Raw genomic sequence first — 18797 nt, forward strand, 5'->3', positions numbered from 1 at the left:
TATGAAACTGCAAGTGCTCGGCCCGACCGATTTTCTGAAGATGCCGTGGAAGAACGGCCAGGGTGTGACAACGGAATTGGCCGTAGCGCGACGCGCTGGCGACGACGGCTTCGACTGGCGGATCAGCACCGCGACGATCGCGGCGCCGGGGCCTTTTTCCGTGTTCGCGGGCATCGACCGCTCACTGGCAATCGTCCGGGGCGGCACACTCACGCTCAACGTCGAGGGCCGTCCGGATGTCACGCTCACGACGCGCACCCCTCCCTACGTCTTTGGCGGCGAACTAAGCGTGAGCAGCACGCCGGTGCTGGACATCGCAGGTGTGCCCATCGACGACTTCAACGTCATGACGCGTCGCACCGAATGGCGGCACACACTGGCACAGCATCGTATTGGTGAAGAGGCGCTGACGTGGAGGTTGCCGACGAATACCGATGCCGTGGCTTTTCTGTATTGTGCGCAAGGGGACGTGCAGGCGACTTTCGGTGATGGCCATACCCTGAACGTGCCGGAGGGGCATGCGCTTCGCATCGAAGGCAGTGACGCCTCCTGTGATCTGCGTGCCGGCGCGACAAATCCTGCCGAAGTCTTTCTGACAACGCTTTCGCGACGTTGAGCCCCCGGCCCGTGCAGGGCCGCGCCACCGCTTCGATACGGCCCGACTCGCCACGGCTTGAGCGTCGTGTCGTACGCCGTCGTGAAAAACGCCCCAAAGATCGGATTGGCATCCAACCTTTGGGGCGCCGTTCAGAAAGCGCGCTTCTTTTGTTGCGAAGCCGGGCGCTTAGTGACGGAAATGACGCGTGCCGGTCATCAGCATGGCGACGTTGCGTTCGTCGGCAGCGGCAATGACCTCATCGTCGCGCATCGAGCCGCCCGGGTGAATCACGCAGGTGGCGCCTGCGTCGACTACCACGTCCAGGCCGTCACGGAACGGGAAGAACGCGTCCGATGCCACCGCCGAGCCGATCAGCGACAGACCCGCATTCTGCGCCTTGATGCTGGCGATACGTGCCGAGTCGACGCGGCTCATCTGGCCGGCACCCACGCCCAGCGTCATGCCGCCAGCGCAGAACACGATAGCGTTCGACTTGACGTACTTCGCCACGCGCCACGCGAAGAGCAGATCTTCCATTTCCTTCGGCGTCGGATGACGCTTCGTCACCACACGCAGTTCATGCGGGGCCACGTTCTTCGCGTCCGGCGACTGAACGAGCAGACCGCCGCCCACACGCTTGAAGTCGTATTGATTCACGCCGTTGCCCAGCGGCACTTCCAGCAGGCGCACGTTCTGCTTGGCTGCGAAGATTTGCTTGGCGGCGTCGGTGAACGACGGGGCGAGCAGCACTTCCACGAATTGCTTGACCACCGATTGTGCAGCCGCTTCGTCAACTTCGCGGTTGAACGCGATGATGCCGCCGAAGGCCGACGTCGGATCGGTCTGGAATGCCTTCGCGTAGGCTTGCGCGGGCGTGGCGGCCACGGCCACGCCACACGGATTTGCGTGCTTGATGATGACGCAGGCCGGGGCGTCGAACGTCTTCACGCATTCCCAGGCGGCGTCGGCATCGGCAATATTGTTGTACGACAGTTCCTTGCCCTGAAGCTGGCGATAGTTCGCGAGCGAACCTTCCGGCGTGACGATGTCGCGGTAGAAGGCGGCGCTTTGGTGCGGGTTCTCGCCATAACGCATGTCCTGCACCTTCGTATACGCCAGATTCAGCGTAGCCGGGTAGGCGGAGCGCTCGCTGTGACGCAGCGACTCGCCAAGGCTCGTGAGGTAGTTCGTGATCGCGCCGTCGTACTGGGCCGTGTGGGCGAACACCTTGGTCGCCAGACGGAAGTTCGTGGCGTAGCCGACCGTGTTGCCGTTCGCCTTCATTTCGTCGAGCACCACGGCGTAGTCGGCCGGATCGACGATCACGGTGACATCGCGGTGGTTCTTCGCCGCCGAGCGCAGCATGGTCGGGCCACCAATGTCGATGTTCTCGATGGCGTCTTCGAGCGAGCAATCATCGCGGGCGATGGTCTGTACGAACGGATACAGATTCACGACAAGCAGATCGATCGTCGGAATGTTGTGCTTCTCGAGCGCGGCCATGTGTTCGGGCAGATCGCGTCGGGCCAGAATGCCGCCATGCACCTTCGGATGCAGCGTCTTCACGCGCCCGTCGAGCATTTCCGGAAAACCGGTGTAGTCGGCCACTTCGGTCACCTTCAGGCCGGCTTCGGCCAGCAGTTTGGCGGTGCCGCCAGTGGAGAGGATCGACACGCCCTGAGCAGCGAGCGACTTGGCGAAGTCGACGATGCCGGTCTTGTCGGAGACGGAAATGAGAGCTTGCTTAATCATGACGGACGGTAGTGAAGCGGCAAAAACGGGCGAGTTGGGCGAATGGCTGGGCGCAACGGTTAGAGCAGACCGTGCTGCTGCAACTTCTTGCGCAGCGTGTTGCGGTTGATTCCCAGATATTCGGCGGCGAGCGACTGGTTGCCGTCGGCCTTGCCGAGCACGAACTCGAGCAGCGGCTTCTCAACGACCGAGACGACCATATCGTAGACATCGTGTGGCCGTGCGCCATCCAGATCGCGGAAATACGAATCCAGACTGTCGCGCACGCATTGTTCTATGTTTGTTTTGCTCATGCGGCTAATAGCTCCCTCGGCGATTCTTGTTCATAGCAGAGACGGTCCGAGTGCGCCTTCTGCTGTTCGAAAAACTCGTTGACTGCAGCCAACTGTTCCTGCGTGGTGTCGAGCGTATTCATACGCTGGCGGAACGTAGCTGCCCCAGGCAGCCCACGCGAATACCACGCGATATGCTTGCGCGCGGTCCGCACACCGGTGTACTCCCCGTAAAACTCGTAATGGTCTTCGAGGTGTTCGTTCATGATCTGCTGGATCTCGTCGACGCGCGGCGGTAAGGCAATCTCGCCCGTCGTGAGAAACAACTCAATATCGCGGAACAACCACGGGCGTCCCTGTGCGGCACGGCCGATCATGATGGCGTCCGCGCCGGTGACTTCGAGCACATGCTTCGCTTTCTGCGCCGTGGCGATATCGCCGTTGGCCACGATCGGAATACGTGCGGCGGCCTTTACGGCAGCGATGGTCTCGTACTCCGCGTCGCCGTGATACAGGTCGGCGCGGGTGCGACCGTGAACCGTCAGCATGCTGATGCCGCACTCTTCGGCGATACGGGCGACCGTGAGGGCATTCTTGTGTTCGCGGTCCCAGCCCGTGCGAATCTTGAGCGTGACCGGCACCACGTCGCCCACGGCGCCAACGACGGCGGACACGATTCGGGCGACGAGCGGTTCGTTTTGCAGGAGGGCCGATCCGGCGGCAACGTTGCAGACCTTCTTGGCCGGGCAGCCCATGTTGATGTCGATGATCTGTGCGCCGCGTTCCACGTTATAGCGGGCGGCCTCGGCCATCATGGCCGGGTCGGCGCCGGCAATTTGCACCGAGATCGGGGCGACTTCGCCAGCGTGATTCGCGCGGCGCATCGTCTTCTCGCTCTTCCAGAGCTGTGCGTTCGACGCCACCATCTCCGAGACGGCATAACCCGCGCCGAGTCGTTTGCACAACTGGCGGAACGGCCGGTCCGTCACACCCGCCATGGGAGCGACAAACAGGTTATTGCGGAGTTCGTGGGGGCCAATACGCACGATGAAGGGAAAAGCCGGGAAAAAGTTTGTATTTTACTGCGAAAACTCGTCCCCGTCGCCTAAAAAATGTGCAAATCGTTCGCGGGGCCTCGCCGGGAAAGCCCGGTTCAGCCGCGCTGGCCGAACAGCATCTGGCGAGCGAAAGCGGTTTTGACCGGCGGGACGAAATCGAGACCGGCCAGCGCCATGCCGCGCAGAACGGCGACTGGGGCGGCGCCGATGCCGAAGACGCGAGGCAGCAGGTCGGTAATGCGGATCGTGAGGCCGCGGTCGGCGCGACGCCGACGGGCGAAGGCGGTGAGCGCGGCGGGGCCCGGCACGCCAAGGTGGTGGGGGGCGCTGTGCGCGTTGCGAACGAGCGTGTCGGCCAGATCGAAGGCGTCGCGCAGGCCAAGGTTCAGGCCTTGTCCGGCGACCGGGTGGAGCGTTTGCGCAGCGTTGCCGATGGCGGCGATGCGGCCGTCGACGACATGGCCGAGGGCGTTCAGGCCCAACGGGAAACCGGCGCGGGCGGTAACCGATGTGAACCGGCCCATGCGGTCGCCGAACGCCGTGTGCAGTTCCGCGAGGAACGACGCGTCGTCCATCTCCCGACGGCGTTTCGCTTCGGCGTGAGAGCAACACCACACCAGCGCGTAGCCGCTTTCCTGCGGTAGCAGCGCCAGCGGGCCGTCCGGGGTAAAGCGTTCCCATGCCCAGCCAACGCGCGGCCGATCGCAGGTGACGAAGCCGACGAGCGCCGTCTGACCGTAGTCGCGTGCGCGTGGGCGAGCCGTCTGCCTCTCGAACAGGCCACCCTCTGCGTTCACGGCAAGTGTGGCATGTAACGTGTGCGCCTCGTCGTCGATCGAGGTGCCGAGGGTGATCGTGACCTGTTGGGAATCCTGACGCAGGGCGATTGCCCGATAGGGGCGGAAGTGATGCAGGCCTGGCGTATCTTGCGAAGCGGGCGCCGACGGGGAGGCGGGGGCGTGCTCGAAGCGGGCGGGCACGCGCGACATGGCTGCGTCCAGCGCGCGCATCAGCGCGCCGTAGCGCACCACGTAACCCAGCGCGGGAACGCTGTGATCGCGATAGTCGATTTCCGTGCTGCCGAAGCGTCGTGCCTGCGAGACGTGGATATGCTGAATCGGTGTGCTGTCGAGCCCCGACCCGCTATGCGGCCATGCTCCGGCGCGCGCGAGAATCTCGCGACTGCCGTGCGAGAGGGCGAGTGTACGCGGGTCGTCGTAACCGGCCTGTGCGCCGCGCCCATCCACCAGCGCGATGCGCAACTGCGGCGCGCGTTGCGCGAGCATCAGCGCGAGCGTCGTGCCGACCGGGCCGGCACCGACGATCGCTACGTCGAAACGCCGCGCCGGATGTTCGTCCACCGTGGGCGTGGCGGGTGTCGGCGAGGCGGGGGGCAGGGCGTGTGTCATCAGCCGCGCATCAGGGCTTCGATCTCGTCGGCGCCGACCGGCACGCCGCGCGTGAGCAGCGTGCAGCCGTCTGCAGTCACGACTGCATCGTCTTCGATACGAATGCCGATGTTCCAGTAGCGCTCGTCAATGTCCGGCGCGGGCCGCACGTAGATGCCGGGCTCGATGGTCGTCACCATGTTCGCGGCCAGCGTCCGCCACGGGCGTTCACCGTTCGCACCGTCCTCACGGTACTCGCCGCAATCGTGCACGTCCATGCCGATCCAGTGTCCCGTGCGGTGCATGTAGAAGCGGCTGAACGACTTGTTGGCGATGACGTCGTCGAGGCTGCCGGCGATGTCGCGCTTGAGCAGGCCGGTGTCGAGCATGCCCTGCGCGAGCACGCGCACGGCAGCGTCGTGGGGCGCATCGAAGCGCACGCCGGCGCGTGTGGCGTCGATGGCGGCTTGTTGCGAGGCGAGCACGATGTCGTACAGCTCGCGCTGTGCCGGGGTGAACTTGCCGTTCACCGGGAACGTGCGCGTGATGTCCGAAGCGTAGCCGTCCAGTTCGCAAGCCGCGTCGATCAGACACAGATCGCCGTCGCGCAACTCGGTATCGCCCGCGCGATAGTGCAGCACCGTCGCGTTGGCGCCCGTGGCGACAATCGAGCCGTAAGCCGGGAATTGCGAGCCGTTTCGGCGGAATTCGTACAGCAGCTCGGCTTCGAGATGATATTCACGCAGCCCTGGGCGCGACGCCTTCATCGCGCGCACATGGGCATCGGCTGAAATCTTGCCGGCGCGCGCCATGATCTCGATTTCGACGCGGTCCTTGACCAGACGCATCTCATCGAGAATCGCGCGGATATCGCGTGCGGCCGACGGGGCAGACACCCCCGTGCGGCTTTGCGCGCGCACCGCGTTCAGCCAGTGACGCACCTGACGATCCTGCTGAGCCGAAGCGCCGAGTGCATAGAAGAGCGCGGGGGCGTCGGCCAGCAGTTGCGGCAAACGCGTATCGATCTCGTCGATGGAGTAGGCAGCGTCGAAGCCGAACGTCTCGCGTGCGGCTTCCGGGCCGTAGCGATAGCCGTCCCAGATCTCGCGTTCTTCGCTCTTCGCGCGGCAGAACAGGATCGAGTGCCCCGTGCGGCTGTCGAGTACGACGACCGCTTCGGGCTCCGTGAAGCCCGACAGGTAATAGAAATAGCTGTCGTGACGGTAAGGGTAGTCGCTGTCGCGGTTGCGCGGCACTTCCGGCGCCGTTGGCAGAATGGCGACGCCGCCACCGGCCTTGCGCATCTGTTCGATGACTCGCTCGCGGCGGGCACGGTACGGGGAATCAGACATCGCGGGCTCCATTTCGTCTATTCGTTCGAGTTCAGGCGTGTTCGGATGTATTCAGGCGATTCTACTGCCGGGGGCGAGGTCTTGCCGGGCGCGCACGCCGGCATCCAGTTCGTCGAGCTGTGCCGGGGTGCCAATGTTTTCCCAGATGCCATCGAAGCGCTCGCCGCTTGCCCGCGCGGCGGCAATCGAGCGCTGATACAGCGGCGTGATCGCCATGCGCGTGCCGGGGGCGATGCCATCGAACAGGCGCAGGTCGTACAGCGCGATATTGCCGAACGTCAACTGGCTGGCCGCGGCTGGAGCGGTTTCGGGCAGATACAGACGCCCTGCCGCGTCGAGCGCGAAGTCCCCCGCCGGATGAAACGGCGGGTTCGGCACCATCACCAGATGCATTCCCGGCGCGGACTGTGCGGCCATACGCGCAGCCTGCGGACGCAACGACGCGTAATCGAACGCCGTGAAAACATCGCCCGAGATTGCCAGAAATATATTGCCGGCCCCTTCGAGCAACGGACGCGCCTTCGCAATTCCGCCTGCCGTCTCGAGCGCCTCGGCCTCGGCCGAGTAAGCGAGGCGCACGCCGAACGCGCTGCCGTCGCCGAGTGCGGCTTCGATCTGCGTACCAAGCCAGGCATGATTGATGACGATGTCCGCAAAGCCCGCGCGCGCGAGCGCCTCGATCTGCCAGACGATGATCGGCTTGCCGCCAACGCTCAGCAGGGGCTTGGGCGTGACGTCGGTGAGCGGGCGCATGCGTTCGCCGCGTCCGGCAGCGAAAATCATCGCTTTCATTGCTGTCATGCGACGCGCCTCAGAACGTGTAGCCGACGTCAGCCTGCTGGCCGGTCAACTCGTCGAGCAGCTTGGCCAGCGGGCGCAACGGCGCGTAACGATCGGCGACCTTGCGTGCGTATTCGATGAAACGCGGGGTATCGGCCAGATAGCGCGACTTGCCGTCCCGGTAGTTGATGCGCGCGAAAATGCCGAGCACCTTCAGGTGGCGTTGCAGGCCCATCCATTCGGCTTGCCGATAGAACTCACCGAAGTCGGCGTCGACCGGCAGGCCGGCCTTGCGGGCGCGTTCCCAGTAATAGGCCAGCCAGTCGAGCTGGCGCTCTTCGTCCCAACTGCGAAACGCGTCGCGCATGAGCGAGATGACGTCGTAAGTGAGCGGGCCGTAGACGGCATCCTGAAAGTCGAGAATGCCCGGCCCCGTGGTGCCTGGCAGACCCGGCATCAGATTGCGGGGCATGTAGTCGCGATGCACGAACACCTTGGGTTGTGCGAGGGCATTGTCGATGAGTAACTCATTGATGCGATCGAGCGTGGCCCGTTGGTCCGCGCTCAGTTCCACCTTCAGATGCTTGCCGACATACCAATCCGGGAACAGGTCGAGTTCACGCCGGAGCAGCGCCGTATCGTAGGGGGGCAACACATTCGGCCGCGAGCTTTTCTGCCAGACGATCAAGGCGTCGAGGGCGGCGCGCATGAGCGTGCGCGCGTTCTCCTCGTTGATCACGTCGAGATACGTCTCGCGTCCGAGATCCGTCAGCAAAAGGAAACCCTGCGCGAGATCCTCGGTCAGCACCTTCGGCGCTTGCAAGCCCGCTTCGTCGAGCAATTGAGCGACGTGAACGAACGGGCGGCAATCCTCCTGCGGCGGCGGCGCGTCCATCACGATCAGGCTCGGATGGGCCGGATCGCGACTGCCGATGCGGAAGTAACGCCGGAAGCTGGCGTCTGCCGACGCCGGCGCCCACTGCGTCATGTCGAGCGCAAACGGTTCGGCCACGCTGGCGAGCCAGTCGCTCAGGGCTTTCAGGCGGGGATCGACGGCGTCGGAGAGCGGGTGGGAAGCGTTGGAAACACTCGTGGCGGCAATGGGGTGTGCGGTCATGATGGGGGCGGTAAACGTCTTGCCATATAATACCCGATCATGTTTTCCCGACGCCCTGATTCTCGACCTCGATCGACCGTCCCGAATGTCCCGGCAAAGCCGTGCAGACATACGGGATTGGCTGCCCGCAAGCGGCGCCACGATTGTCACGCTGTTTGCGTACATGCCGGATAAACAAGTCCATACGAATGATGATTCTTCGCTGCGTCGCCTGATGCGTACGCGGCGTAAGCCGCTGGCACTCCTGCTCTCCCTTCCCGGAGTGTGGTGTTCGCTTGCCGGCGCACAAGAAGCCCCCCCTCCCGATATCGCCAGGAGCGACGGTCTCGTGCTGCGCACGGTGCCGGCGCTCGTCGACAACCCGTTGGGTGTTGGTGACGATGTGCCGATGTACGTGCGCGGCATGCACCTGACTGGCCGGACCAACGTGGATGCGACGGTCGATGGCGACGCCGAGGCGCGCAAATACCGCCAGTTCGTGAAGGGTGACCGCCTGACGTACGACCAGGACTCGGATGAAGTCGTGGCGCGCGGCAATGCGCATCTGTCTCAGGGCGGGAATCTGTTCGTGGGCCCCGAGGCCCATATGTATACCGGCGCGGGCGACGGCTACATGCTGACACCGACTTACCGGCTGGTGTCGGGGGGGGGCGGTAAGTCGGAGCGGGCGGACATCGAGGCGAACAACGTCGTGACGATGCAGCGAGGCACCTATTCGGCTTGCGCATGCACGGACGAAGGCCAGACACCGGCCTGGTACATCAAGGCGTCCGAGTTCGAGTTCGATCAGGAGCAGCAGGAAGGCACAGCGTATAACGGCATTCTGTTCTTTCAAGGCGTACCGATTTTCGCCAGCCCGTATCTGTCGTTCCCGACGTCGACCGAACGCCGCTCAGGCTTCCTGGCGCCGACGTTCACGCAGTCGACCCGCACGGGTTTCGAGTTGTCCACGCCGTACTACTTCAACATCGCGCCGAATCGTGACCTGACGATCACGCCCCGCTTCATGACCAAGCGTGGTGTGATGCTCATTGGTGACCTCCGCTATCTTGAACCGACGTACGCAGGGTTGTTCCACCTTGAGTATCTGGCGAAGGATCGCGTGACGGGCGACGCCCGTTATACGTTCACGTGGCAGCATAGCCAGTCGCTCGGCTATGGCGTTAATGCCTACGTCAACTATACGAAAGTCTCGGACGACACTTATCCGGACGATTTCGGCGCAGGTACCAATTTCCAGACTGGCGTGCAGCGTGTGTACAACCGTGAAGTGGGGTTGACCTGGAGTTACGGTGACTGGTCGTTCCTGGCCCGGGTGCTGAAATATCAGACGCTCGCGCCAAGTGCGCCGCAGTACGAGTCGGTGCCGGAGCTGTCGGCGACATACAACAAGCTCGATTTCCACGGTTTCGATTTCACGATGCCGATCCGGTACAACCGGTTCCAGATCGCATCGTCGACGGGCCAGCCGAATGGCGAGCGGCTCTATGCGCAGCCGACGTTGAGCTATCCGATTCTGACGCCAGGCTACTTCGTCGTACCGAAGGTCATCTTCAATGCCGCTTCGTACAATGTCAATTACCCGAACGGATCGATGATGCAATCGTCGATTACGCGTACCGTACCGACGTTCAGCTTCGATACCGGGTTGACGTTCGAGCGTCCGGTGAACCTGTTCGGGACGGCGATGCGGCAAACGTTGGAGCCGCGCCTGTTCTACGTGTATACGCCGTACCGCAATCAGAGCTCGATCCCGATCTTCGACAGTGCGGTTTCGGACTTCAACCTCGCCGAAATTTTCAGCGAGAACTCGTTCATTGGCGTCGATCGGATTCAGGACGCCAATCGCGTCACGATGGCGCTGACGTCGCGCCTGATCGATGCGGAGTCCGGCGTGGAGCGTGGCCGTGTCTGGTACGCGCAGCGTTACAACATTCAGCAATCTCTGGTGACGATGCCGGGCGGCAAGCCGGAAAATGCCGGCGTGTCCGACTTCCTGGTCGGTGGTTCGGCGCTGCTGTATAACAACATCACGTTCACGTCGAACGTGCAGTACAGTCCGAATACGTCGCAGTTCAACCGGGGAGACGCGGGCATTACATGGCGTCCGGGCGAACGCCGCGTCTTCAACCTGTACTATCGTTACCTGCGCAATCCCCCGCCGGTCGTGGGACAAACCGCATTGACGATCACGCCGATCAACCAGGTCGAACTTTCCGGTCAATGGCCGATCACACCACGTCTAGGGGTTGTCGGGCGATTGAACTACAGCATTACCGACAAGACGTTCATCGATGCCCTGGCGGGTTTCGAGTATGATGCCGACTGCTGGGCCTTCCGGGTGGGGCTCCAGCGGTACGCGACCAATGCCACTACGACGACCACGCGCATCTTCGGGCAGTTGGAGTTGAAGGGCTTGACCAAGTCCGGCAACAGTGCCACAGAAGCCTTCAAGATCGGGGTGCCGGGCTATCAGGCGCCGCCGACGAACCAGATTCCTTCTCGATTCAGCAACTATGAATGACATGTTTGTGAAGCGTGCCTCGCTGCTGGCGGGCCTGTGTCTCGCGGCAGGGGTGGCAGTGGCTCAGCCGGCGCCGGTCAGCGCCAAAGCCGCCGGTGCGCCTGCGTCGACCGCACGTGCGGTCGATTCCATCGTGGCCGTGGTCAACGACAGCGTGATCACGCGCAAGGAACTCGACACGCGGATCGAGGAGGCCAAGCACCAGCTCACGCTTGCCAAGCGTCCGATTCCGGACGCCGACATGCTGCAGCGTCAGGTGCTCGAGCAAATGATCATCACGCAGGTGCAGCTCCAGCGTGCGAAGGAAGACGGTATCGTCGTGAAAGACGCCGACGTCGAGCAGGCACTGCAACGCATTGCCGCCGACAACCGTCTGAGTGTCGATCAGTACAAGGCGCGTCTGTCGCAGGCCGGTGTGCCCTGGGACGCGTTCCGCAAGGAAGTGCGCGAACAGATCATCCTGGCGCGTCTGCGCGATCGCGAAGTCGACAGTCAGGTGCAGGTCAGCGACTCGGAGATCAACACGTTCCTCGCGGCGCAGCGCGGCGCGACGGCAACGCCATCGGCGACCGAATACCGTTTGAGCGAAATCCTCGTGAAGCTGCCTGACGGCGCGACACCCGATCAGGTCAGCGCTGCACAGAAAAAGGCCAGCGAGGCCTTGGACAAGGCAAAGGCCGGGGGTGACTTCGCGGCGTTGGCGAAGCAGTATTCTGACGCCTCCGACGCCACCAACGGTGGCGACATGGGCTTTCGCATTCCCGAACGAATTCCCGATCTGTACCTGAATCAGATTCAGACGCTGCAACCGGGCACCGTGGTGCCGCAGGTGCTTCGCAGCAACAACGGTTTTCACGTCATCAAACTGGTCGAGACTCGCAAGCAGGGTGGCGATCAGGGCATGACCGTACCGCAGATCCACGCGCGTCACATCCTGATCCGGGTGGGCGACGGTGTGTCGGAAGCGCAGGCACGTCAGAAGCTGCTCGACATCAAGGCGAAGGTCGAATCGGGCAAGGGCGATTTCGCCGACTTCGCGCGCCAGTTCTCGGTGGACGGCTCGGCGTCTCAGGGCGGCGATCTCGGCTGGATCTCGCCGGGCGAGACGGTGCCGGCGTTCGAGCGAGCCATGTCCGAACTCAAGGACGGTCAGATCAGCGACCCGGTGCGCTCAGAGTATGGTTATCACCTGATTCAGGTATTGGGACACCGCGAGTCGCAAGTCTCGGGCGATCAGGAGCGCAATCTCGCAATGCAGGAACTGCGTGGCCGCAAGGCGGAGCAGCAGTACCGCGACTGGTTGCAGCAACTGCGCGACAGCGCTTATGTCGACTATCGTCTGAACAGCGCGCAGCAGTAAGCGTCGCATGAGACGTTTCGCCAACCCCCTCCCTTTCCAGGCATGACTCCCGACCGGCCCTTCGTCCTCGCCATCACCACGGGTGAACCGGCGGGCGTCGGGCCGGAGCTGACGGTGCAGGCGCTCGTGAAGTGCCTGTCCACCGCGCAAGCGACTGCCGGCCCCCCCGTCGACGCCACGCTCTTCCGTTGCCAGTTCGCTGTGCTCGGCGATGCCTCGTTGCTCGCCGCACGCGCGCAGGCCGTGGGGTTGGGCGACGCGTGGCAGGGGCTGTTGGCAAGCGCGCGAGTGCGCGTCGTGCACCATCCGCTTGCGGTCGCGGCGCAGCCGGGGCAACTCGACGCCGCCAACGGCCGCTACGTGTTGGCGTTGCTCGACGACGCCATCGACGGCGCGTTAGCTCGCACCTACGACGCCATCGTCACGGCCCCCCTGCAAAAAAGCACGATCAACGACTGCGGCGTGGCCTTCACCGGACACACCGAGTATCTCGCCGAGCGCACCGGCACGCCCCGTGTCGTCATGATGCTCGCTGGCGGCGGGTTGCGCGTGGCGCTGGCAACGACCCACCTGCCGCTCGCGCAGGTTCCCGGCGCCATTCGCCGCGACGATCTGTTGCAAACACTCGTTATCCTCAATCAGGATCTGATGCGTCGCTTCGGTCTGACGCGTCCGCGCATTCTCGTGACCGGGCTTAACCCGCACGCAGGTGAGTCGGGCTACCTTGGACGCGAGGAGATCGACGTCATTAGCCCTGCACTCGACGATGCGCGCGCTGCGGGCATCGATGCCCGTGGCCCGTATCCTGCCGACACGCTGTTCCAGCCGAGGCATCTGGAAGGGGCCGACGCGGTTCTCGCGATGTACCACGATCAAGGGCTGCCCGTGCTCAAGTACGCGAGCTTCGGCGCTGGGGTGAACATCACGCTTGGCCTGCCCATCATTCGCACGTCGGTCGATCACGGTACCGCGCTCGATCTCGCAGGCACGGGGCAAGCCGAGAGCGGTAGCTTGCTCGAAGCCTTGCGCACGGCGGCTATCATGGCGGCCAACGCCGCAACGCACGCACCATCGACGGCCGGCACGACCGGCGGTCCGGACGCCGCACAACCGCGTTCATAAGGAATTTCACATGAGTAGCGCTTCGAAGCGCACGGGCGTCCAACAGGGCCACGTGGCGCGCAAACGTTTTGGTCAGAATTTTCTCGTCGACATGGGTGTGATCGACGCGATCGTGAGTGCCATCTCCCCACGCGCCGACGACTTGATGGTCGAGATCGGGCCGGGGCTGGGTGCCCTGACGACGCCGCTTGCCGAGTGGCTGGCGCATCTGCACGTCGTCGAACTCGACCGCGATCTGGTCGGCCGTCTCTCGCGAAAGTTCGGTCAGCGCGTGAGCGTGCATGCGGGCGACGCGCTCGATTTCGATTTTGGATCGCTCGTCCCGGAAGACCGCCGTGACGAAGCCCCGCTGCGCATTGTCGGCAACTTGCCGTACAACATCTCCAGCCCGTTGCTCTTTCACCTGATGCGTTACGCAACGCTCGTGCGCGATCAGCACTTCATGCTCCAGAACGAGGTGGTCGAGCGTATGGTGGCGCCCGCCGGGTCGAGCAACTACAGCCGGCTCTCCGTCATGCTTCAGTATCGCTACTGGATGGACAAGGTGCTCGACGTGCCGCCCGAGGCGTTCAATCCGCCGCCGAAGGTCGATTCGGCCGTCGTGCGGATGATTCCGCGTGCGGTGGCCGATCTACCGCAGGTCGATCTGGACGTGTTCGAAGCGGTGGTCGCGCGGGCATTCTCGCAGCGCCGAAAGATGCTGCGCAACACACTGCACAGCTATCGCGACCGGGTCGATTTCGACGCCCTCGGGTTCGATCTCACCCGCCGCGCCGAGGATGTCCCGGTCGATGAATACGTGAGTCTTTCGCGCGCGATCAGCGGCGCCGGTTCACAAGGCTGATCCCGGCGAACACAAGGACGACGGCGCCGCCGAAGCGCCAGCCGACCGATTCGCCGAGAATCAGCACGCCAAACGTCACGCCGAAGAGCGGGCTCAGGAACGAGAACGACGCGAGGCGGGCGGCGCTGTAGTGCGTGAGCATCCAGAACCAGATCAGATAGCTCGCAAAGGCTACGCCGACGGACTGATAGGCGAGGCTCACCCACGCCGTGGTCGTCATCGGGGCGATGTGGACGTTCCCTGTCGCCAGCGCCAGCGCGCAAAGCACCACGGCCGAGACGGCGAGCTGATAGAGCAGCGTCTTCGACGGTGCGGCCGTCGCCAGGCGCGACGCCCGCACGACCACCGTCGTCAATCCCCAGAGCAACCCCGCCGCGATGCCGAGCAGGTCGCCGGGCCAGGTCGTCGCGAGGTCAGAGCCGCTGCCGTCGGAGAACGCCACCACGATGCCGCAGAAGGCGGCGGCCATGCCGAGCCATTGCATCGGCCGCAGACGCTCGCTTGGCACTGTCCAGTGCAAGCCGATGGCGGTGAAGCAAGGGGCCGAGTAGACGAAAACGGCCATGCGTGAGGCGGTCGTATGCGTCAGGCCGACGAAGATGCAAAGGAATTCCAGCGAAAAAAGCGCACCGGCGAGAATGCCTGCGGGCAGCGTGCCGTCACCTGTCACCAGTTTCTGACGGCGCCACAGCATCCATCCGCTCACGAGCATTGCGGCGATCAAGGAGCGCAAGCCCGCTTGCAGCACGGCGGGCACGACAGGCACGGCCAGTTTGACGGCAACCTGCTGGCCACCCCATATCGCACACAAGACCAGCATGATGGCGAGCGCGGTGGCATCGATCGGGTGTGGCGTGGTTTTCATGGAATTGGTTAGGATGGCGATGCACTGTGCATGCAGTACGCAATGCCGCCCATTGTCACCGATACCGCGGCCGCACATCGCATTCTGGTGCGAGCAACATGGGTAATTCGATGGGGATTGTTTCCCCGCTCGGCACAATGTCTCCCCACTTCAAGGGTTTATTGCGCGTCGCCGCGCCGATACAATGCTCCGCGCGGACTATTGCGTCCGCTTCTGCTTGCCCTGTCGTCATTCATCGCCGCATCTCGTATGTACAAGAAAGGCTCTGCCGTCGAACTTCAGTTTTCCCCGTCGCGACTTAATGATCTGGCTGGCGATCCGTACTGGATCGATCTCAGCCGCGACGAAGCGCAAGCGTTGCTTGCTGCCCTGCAATCGCATCTGAGCCGTCCGGCGGACGACGCCTGCGGCACGGAATCGCCGCTGGTATTCACGTTGCAAGATCCGGCGGCCTCGCAACAGGTCGAAAGCCCCCGGGGCGATGACGTCGTGCCGGCGTCGAGCGATGAGCGGGGCACGGCGTCACGGCAATGGGTCTGCGTGATCTGCGGCTGGATTTACGACGAAGCGCAGGGCTATCCCGAAGATGGCATCGCGCCGGGCACCCGCTGGGAAGACGTGCCGCAAGACTGGCGCTGTCCGCTGTGCGACGTCGGTAAGGAAGATTTCGCGATGGTGGAGTTCTGAGGTCCGAAAGCCTCGTACCGTTTCGCTTGACCGAAACCGCCCCACGCGGCGCCATACGGGAAGCGGCCACCGCAAACGGGGGGGGGGGCGTCACCTCATGGCGCCGGGGCAGACCGGTCTTACAGACCGCCCTTGGCCGAGTGCTTCTGGATCAGTTCGATCTTGTAGCCGTCCGGGTCTTCCACGAAGGCGATGATCGTAGTGCCGCCCTTGACCGGCCCGGCTTCACGGCTGATTTTGCCGCCGGCCGCACGAATCTTGTCGCAGGCTTGATAGGCGTCATCGACTTCGACGGCCAGATGGCCGAACGCCGTGCCGATTTCGTACTTTTCCACGCCCCAGTTGTAGGTCAGCTCGAGCACGGTGTTCTCCGACTCGGCGCCGTAGCCGACGAAAGCCAGCGTGTATTTGTACTCGGGGTTCTCGCTCTGACGCAGCAGTTGCATGCCGAGCACGCGCGTGTAGAAATCGATCGAGCGCTGCAGGTCGCCGACGCGCAGCATGGTATGGAGCATTCGCATGGTGTGATTAACGTGTGGGGACAACGAGACCTCGATTGTACCCGCGCCCATGAAAATGAGCTGCGTTCATGTGGCGTTGAGAAATTCTGATAATCAGAATCAGTATTCGTTCAGAATTCCGGCAGCCACTCGGGGGCGTGCGACTTGAGGGTATCGCGCGCCGCCTCGAATTCCGGAAAGATCGACGCCACGGCCTGCCAGAAGCGAGGCCCGTGGTTCATTTCTTTCAAGTGCGCCAACTCGTGCGCGACCACGTAATCGATCACGCCGAGCGGGAAATGGATCAGGCGCCAGTTCAGGCGGATGCGCCCGTCGGCACTGCAACTGCCCCAGCGGGTCGATGCGGACGACAGCCCCAACGCCGAATAGCGTACACCAAGCCGCTCGCCGTAGACTTCCAGCCGTGTCGTGAAGAGCTTGCGCGCTTCCTGCTGCAGCCAGCCTTGCACGCGGTCGCGCATTTGCTCCGGCGCGGCCTGCGGCGGCAGTTCGAGCCACAGCGTGTGCGTATGAATGTCGTATTGCGCGGCGCCCGCTCGCTCGCCAAGCCGGACGGTCAGCGTGTGGCCGAGGTATGGCAGCGTGGCGCCGTCGACCCACGTCACGCGTGGCACCACACGACGTGCGGCGCGCTCGCGAAACTCGGTGATCTTGTTGAAGATCCAACGCTTCTTCTCGACGATGGCGGCCTCCACATCGGCAAGCGTGACCCAGCGCGGGGCGGTCACGGCGAGCCCCGATTCGTCGATCATGAACCCGATGGTCCGGCGCGAGGAGCGCTTGAAGCGGTAATAGATCGCATGGCCGTCCAGCACGATCACGCGTTCGCCGTTGGCGGGTGTCCGGCGCGGGCCGGAGGTGCCTGGCGGGGAGGTTTGCAGCGTGTTCGTGTCTGCTGCGGATGGGCTTAATGCAGCGGACGGGCCGGGGGCATCGGTGGCCACGCCATTGGCTTCGGCGGCGGGGTTGCCGAACAGATCGAGTTCCATCTGGGGAGCAGGTGTCTCATGCCGGGAGCGGATGTCGCGGGTAGCGGGTTGGACTTTCGACATGAGACGGTCTCGGCGTGCGGGTCAGGTCCGGGGTGAGGCATCAGGTTTGTCGGCCGAGGGCGACGCGCTTGTTCTCGGCTTCGACGTGTAGGCGTCCGGGTCGATGCGCACCATTTCGCGTTCGATCCATTCGGCCACGTCGGCATTGACGGCTTCGGGCGTGCGGCCTTCCGTTTCAATGACCGGCCCGATCGATACGATCACTTCGCCCGGGTACTTCTTGAACGAGTTGCGCGGCCAGACACGTCCGGCATTGTGCGCGATGGGCACGACGGGCGCGCCGGTCGTTGCTGCGAGCCGGGCACCGCCCGACTTGTACTTGTTGCGCGAGCCGGTCTTCGTGCGCGTGCCTTCCGGGAACATGATGATCCACGAACCCTCGGCCAGTCGCTCGCGGCCTTGTGCGACGACCGATTGAAAGGCGTCGGTGCCCTTGCTGCGGTTGATGTGAATCATGCTGAGCAGACCCAGCGCCCAGCCGAAGAACGGCACGTAGAGCAGCTCGCGCTTGAATACGTAGCACAACGGGCGCGGCATGAGCGCGGGCAGTGCAACCGTCTCCCAGGCCGACTGATGTTTCGACAGGATGATCGCGGGGCGGTCGGGCAGATTCTCCCGGCCGATCACCCGGTAACGCATCCCGCACAGCTTGTCGGCCACGCGAATCACGACTTTGCACCAGCCCGCCGCGAACCAGTAACGCTGCACGCGCGAGAGGAACGGGAAGGACAAGATGCACGCGATGGCATACGGAATCGTCCAGACAATCTGGAAGATGAAGAAGAGAATCGAACGAAATTGCAGCATCGGGTCTTGGCCTGGAGTGGGTGCCGGAGCGATTGTCCTACGCGTTTTGACGCGTGTCCTGGGTCATGTGGCGGCCGAGCGCCACTTATACGCTCTTGGCGTTCTCTTCGGCGAGCATGTCGTTCACGAAGGCTTGCAGGCTGTCATGCACCCGTGTGCCTTCGGGCAGATTGCCGGCGGCGAGCGTTTTCTTGCCCTTGCCGGTGAGCACCAGATGCGGTTTCGCGCCCACCGCGGCGGCGGCCTGCAAATCGCGCAGCGAGTCGCCCACGGCCGGCACGCCGGTCAGGTCCGTTTCGTAGCGCCGCGCGATTTCCTGGAACATACCGGGCTTCGGCTTGCGGCAGTCGCAGGCGTCGGCGGCGGTGTGCGGACAGAAGAACACCGCGTCGATGCGCCCGCCGGCGGCCGCCGCCAGCTTCGACATCTTCGCGTGCATGACGCCGAGCGTTGCCATGTCGAACAGCCCGCGTCCCACGCCCGACTGGTTCGTCGCCACCACGACCCGGTACCCCGCCTGATTCAGACGGCCGATCGCCTCGAGACTGCCGGGCAGCGGCACCCACTCGTCCTTTGACTTGATGAACTGGTCCGAGTCGGCGTTGATGACGCCGTCCCGGTCGAGAATCACGAGCTTGCGGGCGGCGGGGCCGGGGGTACGATCTTTGCGCGAATCCATGGCGAACGGGCTTCCGGGA

At 63.8% G+C, this 18797-nt stretch carries 18 protein-coding genes; 6 read left to right on the forward strand and 12 right to left on the reverse strand.

Annotation, left to right across the window (positions count from 1 at the left end; genetic code table 11):
• The first annotated feature begins 1 nt into the window (after position 1).
• Positions 2-616: a HutD/Ves family protein gene (locus PHO31112_RS08950; RefSeq protein WP_150620199.1), complete on the forward strand. Its 615-nt coding sequence runs from the start codon at positions 2-4 to the stop codon at positions 614-616.
• 168 nt (positions 617-784) lie between these two features.
• On the opposite strand, the gene purH is transcribed toward PHO31112_RS08950, so the two are convergent.
• The 7 genes from purH to PHO31112_RS08985 all read right to left on the reverse strand — a co-directional run bounded on the left by purH (position 785) and on the right by PHO31112_RS08985 (position 8317).
• Positions 785-2350: a bifunctional phosphoribosylaminoimidazolecarboxamide formyltransferase/IMP cyclohydrolase gene (purH, locus tag PHO31112_RS08955; protein WP_150620200.1), complete on the reverse strand. Its 1566-nt coding sequence runs from the start codon at positions 2348-2350 to the stop codon at positions 785-787.
• A gap of 59 nt (positions 2351-2409) precedes the next feature.
• A complete protein-coding gene (locus PHO31112_RS08960) occupies positions 2410-2643 on the reverse strand; it encodes a Fis family transcriptional regulator (RefSeq protein WP_010803993.1) in 234 nt (77 codons plus the stop codon).
• Positions 2640-3668 carry a tRNA dihydrouridine synthase DusB gene (gene dusB, locus PHO31112_RS08965; protein ID WP_174995632.1) on the reverse strand — a complete coding sequence of 343 codons (1029 nt, stop codon included), beginning with the start codon at positions 3666-3668 and terminating at the stop codon, positions 2640-2642. Before dusB ends, PHO31112_RS08960 begins: the two co-directional genes overlap by 4 nt.
• A gap of 107 nt (positions 3669-3775) precedes the next feature.
• Positions 3776-5089 carry a UbiH/UbiF/VisC/COQ6 family ubiquinone biosynthesis hydroxylase gene (locus PHO31112_RS08970; RefSeq protein ID WP_150620202.1) on the reverse strand — a complete coding sequence of 438 codons (1314 nt, stop codon included), beginning with the start codon at positions 5087-5089 and terminating at the stop codon, positions 3776-3778.
• On the reverse strand, positions 5089-6420 hold the full coding sequence (locus PHO31112_RS08975; RefSeq protein ID WP_150620203.1) for an aminopeptidase P N-terminal domain-containing protein: 1332 nt from the start codon (positions 6418-6420) through the stop codon (positions 5089-5091). The genes PHO31112_RS08970 and PHO31112_RS08975 overlap by 1 nt, the downstream gene beginning before the upstream one ends.
• A 51-nt stretch (positions 6421-6471) precedes the next feature.
• On the reverse strand, positions 6472-7212 hold the full coding sequence (gene murU, locus PHO31112_RS08980) for an N-acetylmuramate alpha-1-phosphate uridylyltransferase MurU (protein ID WP_150620372.1): 741 nt from the start codon (positions 7210-7212) through the stop codon (positions 6472-6474).
• 19 nt (positions 7213-7231) lie between these two features.
• Positions 7232-8317, reverse strand: coding sequence for an aminoglycoside phosphotransferase family protein (locus PHO31112_RS08985; RefSeq protein WP_150620204.1), 1086 nt, complete (start codon positions 8315-8317; stop codon positions 7232-7234).
• Positions 8318-8531: 214 nt separating this feature from the next.
• Between PHO31112_RS08985 and PHO31112_RS08990 the strand changes: the two genes are divergently transcribed.
• The 4 genes from PHO31112_RS08990 to rsmA are packed head-to-tail and all read left to right on the forward strand — an operon-like array spanning position 8532 to position 14167.
• Entirely contained in the window at positions 8532-10841 is a 2310-nt protein-coding gene (locus tag PHO31112_RS08990; protein WP_174995633.1) for an LPS-assembly protein LptD, read from the forward strand.
• The gene (locus tag PHO31112_RS08995) at positions 10834-12201 is read left to right on the forward strand and encodes a peptidylprolyl isomerase (protein WP_150620206.1); all 1368 of its coding nucleotides are present in this window, start codon (positions 10834-10836) and stop codon (positions 12199-12201) included. Before PHO31112_RS08990 ends, PHO31112_RS08995 begins: the two co-directional genes overlap by 8 nt.
• 42 nt (positions 12202-12243) lie before the next feature.
• Positions 12244-13323, forward strand: coding sequence for a 4-hydroxythreonine-4-phosphate dehydrogenase PdxA (gene pdxA, locus PHO31112_RS09000; RefSeq protein ID WP_150620207.1), 1080 nt, complete (start codon positions 12244-12246; stop codon positions 13321-13323).
• 10 nt (positions 13324-13333) lie between these two features.
• Positions 13334-14167 (forward strand): 16S rRNA (adenine(1518)-N(6)/adenine(1519)-N(6))-dimethyltransferase RsmA, encoded by an 834-nt coding sequence (gene rsmA / locus PHO31112_RS09005; protein WP_150620208.1) that lies wholly within the window; start codon positions 13334-13336, stop codon positions 14165-14167.
• Here the strand turns inward: rsmA and PHO31112_RS09010 are convergent.
• Positions 14142-15032, reverse strand: coding sequence for a DMT family transporter (locus PHO31112_RS09010; protein WP_150620209.1), 891 nt, complete (start codon positions 15030-15032; stop codon positions 14142-14144). The genes rsmA and PHO31112_RS09010 overlap by 26 nt on opposite strands.
• Positions 15033-15281: 249 nt before the next feature.
• On the opposite strand from PHO31112_RS09010, the gene PHO31112_RS09015 reads away from it, so the two are divergent.
• Entirely contained in the window at positions 15282-15719 is a 438-nt protein-coding gene (locus tag PHO31112_RS09015; RefSeq protein WP_150620210.1) for a rubredoxin, read from the forward strand.
• Between the two features lie 119 nt (positions 15720-15838).
• On the opposite strand, the gene gloA is transcribed toward PHO31112_RS09015, so the two are convergent.
• The 4 genes from gloA to gmhB form a co-directional block, all read right to left on the reverse strand.
• A complete protein-coding gene (gene gloA, locus PHO31112_RS09020; RefSeq protein WP_150620211.1) occupies positions 15839-16240 on the reverse strand; it encodes a lactoylglutathione lyase in 402 nt (133 codons plus the stop codon).
• A 110-nt stretch (positions 16241-16350) separates the two neighbouring features.
• Positions 16351-17229 (reverse strand): M48 family metallopeptidase, encoded by an 879-nt coding sequence (locus PHO31112_RS09025; RefSeq protein ID WP_150620373.1) that lies wholly within the window; start codon positions 17227-17229, stop codon positions 16351-16353.
• A gap of 84 nt (positions 17230-17313) precedes the next feature.
• Positions 17314-18099, reverse strand: coding sequence for a lysophospholipid acyltransferase family protein (locus PHO31112_RS09030; protein ID WP_150620212.1), 786 nt, complete (start codon positions 18097-18099; stop codon positions 17314-17316).
• Positions 18100-18184: 85 nt separating this feature from the next.
• Complete coding sequence (gene gmhB / locus PHO31112_RS09035) at positions 18185-18778, reverse strand: D-glycero-beta-D-manno-heptose 1,7-bisphosphate 7-phosphatase (protein WP_150620213.1); 594 nt, start codon at positions 18776-18778, stop codon at positions 18185-18187.
• Positions 18779-18797: the final 19 nt, after the last annotated feature.

It is taken from the genome of Pandoraea horticolens (assembly GCF_902459555.1).
Taxonomy (GTDB): domain Bacteria; phylum Pseudomonadota; class Gammaproteobacteria; order Burkholderiales; family Burkholderiaceae; genus Pandoraea; species Pandoraea horticolens.

Excerpts from the sequence above, each read along its gene's own strand:
- PHO31112_RS08950 (WP_150620199.1), top strand. The coding sequence starts at position 2 with ATGAAACTGCAAGTGCTCGGCCCGACCGATTTTCTGAAGATGCCGTGG.
- purH (WP_150620200.1), bottom strand. The coding sequence starts at position 2,350 with ATGATTAAGCAAGCTCTCATTTCCGTCTCCGACAAGACCGGCATCGTC.
- PHO31112_RS08960 (WP_010803993.1), bottom strand. The coding sequence starts at position 2,643 with ATGAGCAAAACAAACATAGAACAATGCGTGCGCGACAGTCTGGATTCG.
- PHO31112_RS08970 (WP_150620202.1), bottom strand. The coding sequence starts at position 5,089 with ATGACACACGCCCTGCCCCCCGCCTCGCCGACACCCGCCACGCCCACG.
- PHO31112_RS08975 (WP_150620203.1), bottom strand. The coding sequence starts at position 6,420 with ATGTCTGATTCCCCGTACCGTGCCCGCCGCGAGCGAGTCATCGAACAG.
- murU (WP_150620372.1), bottom strand. The coding sequence starts at position 7,212 with ATGAAAGCGATGATTTTCGCTGCCGGACGCGGCGAACGCATGCGCCCG.
- PHO31112_RS08985 (WP_150620204.1), bottom strand. The coding sequence starts at position 8,317 with ATGACCGCACACCCCATTGCCGCCACGAGTGTTTCCAACGCTTCCCAC.
- PHO31112_RS08990 (WP_174995633.1), top strand. The coding sequence starts at position 8,532 with ATGCGTACGCGGCGTAAGCCGCTGGCACTCCTGCTCTCCCTTCCCGGA.
- PHO31112_RS08995 (WP_150620206.1), top strand. The coding sequence starts at position 10,834 with ATGAATGACATGTTTGTGAAGCGTGCCTCGCTGCTGGCGGGCCTGTGT.
- pdxA (WP_150620207.1), top strand. The coding sequence starts at position 12,244 with ATGACTCCCGACCGGCCCTTCGTCCTCGCCATCACCACGGGTGAACCG.
- rsmA (WP_150620208.1), top strand. The coding sequence starts at position 13,334 with ATGAGTAGCGCTTCGAAGCGCACGGGCGTCCAACAGGGCCACGTGGCG.
- PHO31112_RS09010 (WP_150620209.1), bottom strand. The coding sequence starts at position 15,032 with ATGAAAACCACGCCACACCCGATCGATGCCACCGCGCTCGCCATCATG.
- PHO31112_RS09015 (WP_150620210.1), top strand. The coding sequence starts at position 15,282 with ATGTACAAGAAAGGCTCTGCCGTCGAACTTCAGTTTTCCCCGTCGCGA.
- gloA (WP_150620211.1), bottom strand. The coding sequence starts at position 16,240 with ATGCGAATGCTCCATACCATGCTGCGCGTCGGCGACCTGCAGCGCTCG.
- PHO31112_RS09025 (WP_150620373.1), bottom strand. The coding sequence starts at position 17,229 with ATGGAACTCGATCTGTTCGGCAACCCCGCCGCCGAAGCCAATGGCGTG.
- PHO31112_RS09030 (WP_150620212.1), bottom strand. The coding sequence starts at position 18,099 with ATGCTGCAATTTCGTTCGATTCTCTTCTTCATCTTCCAGATTGTCTGG.
- gmhB (WP_150620213.1), bottom strand. The coding sequence starts at position 18,778 with ATGGATTCGCGCAAAGATCGTACCCCCGGCCCCGCCGCCCGCAAGCTC.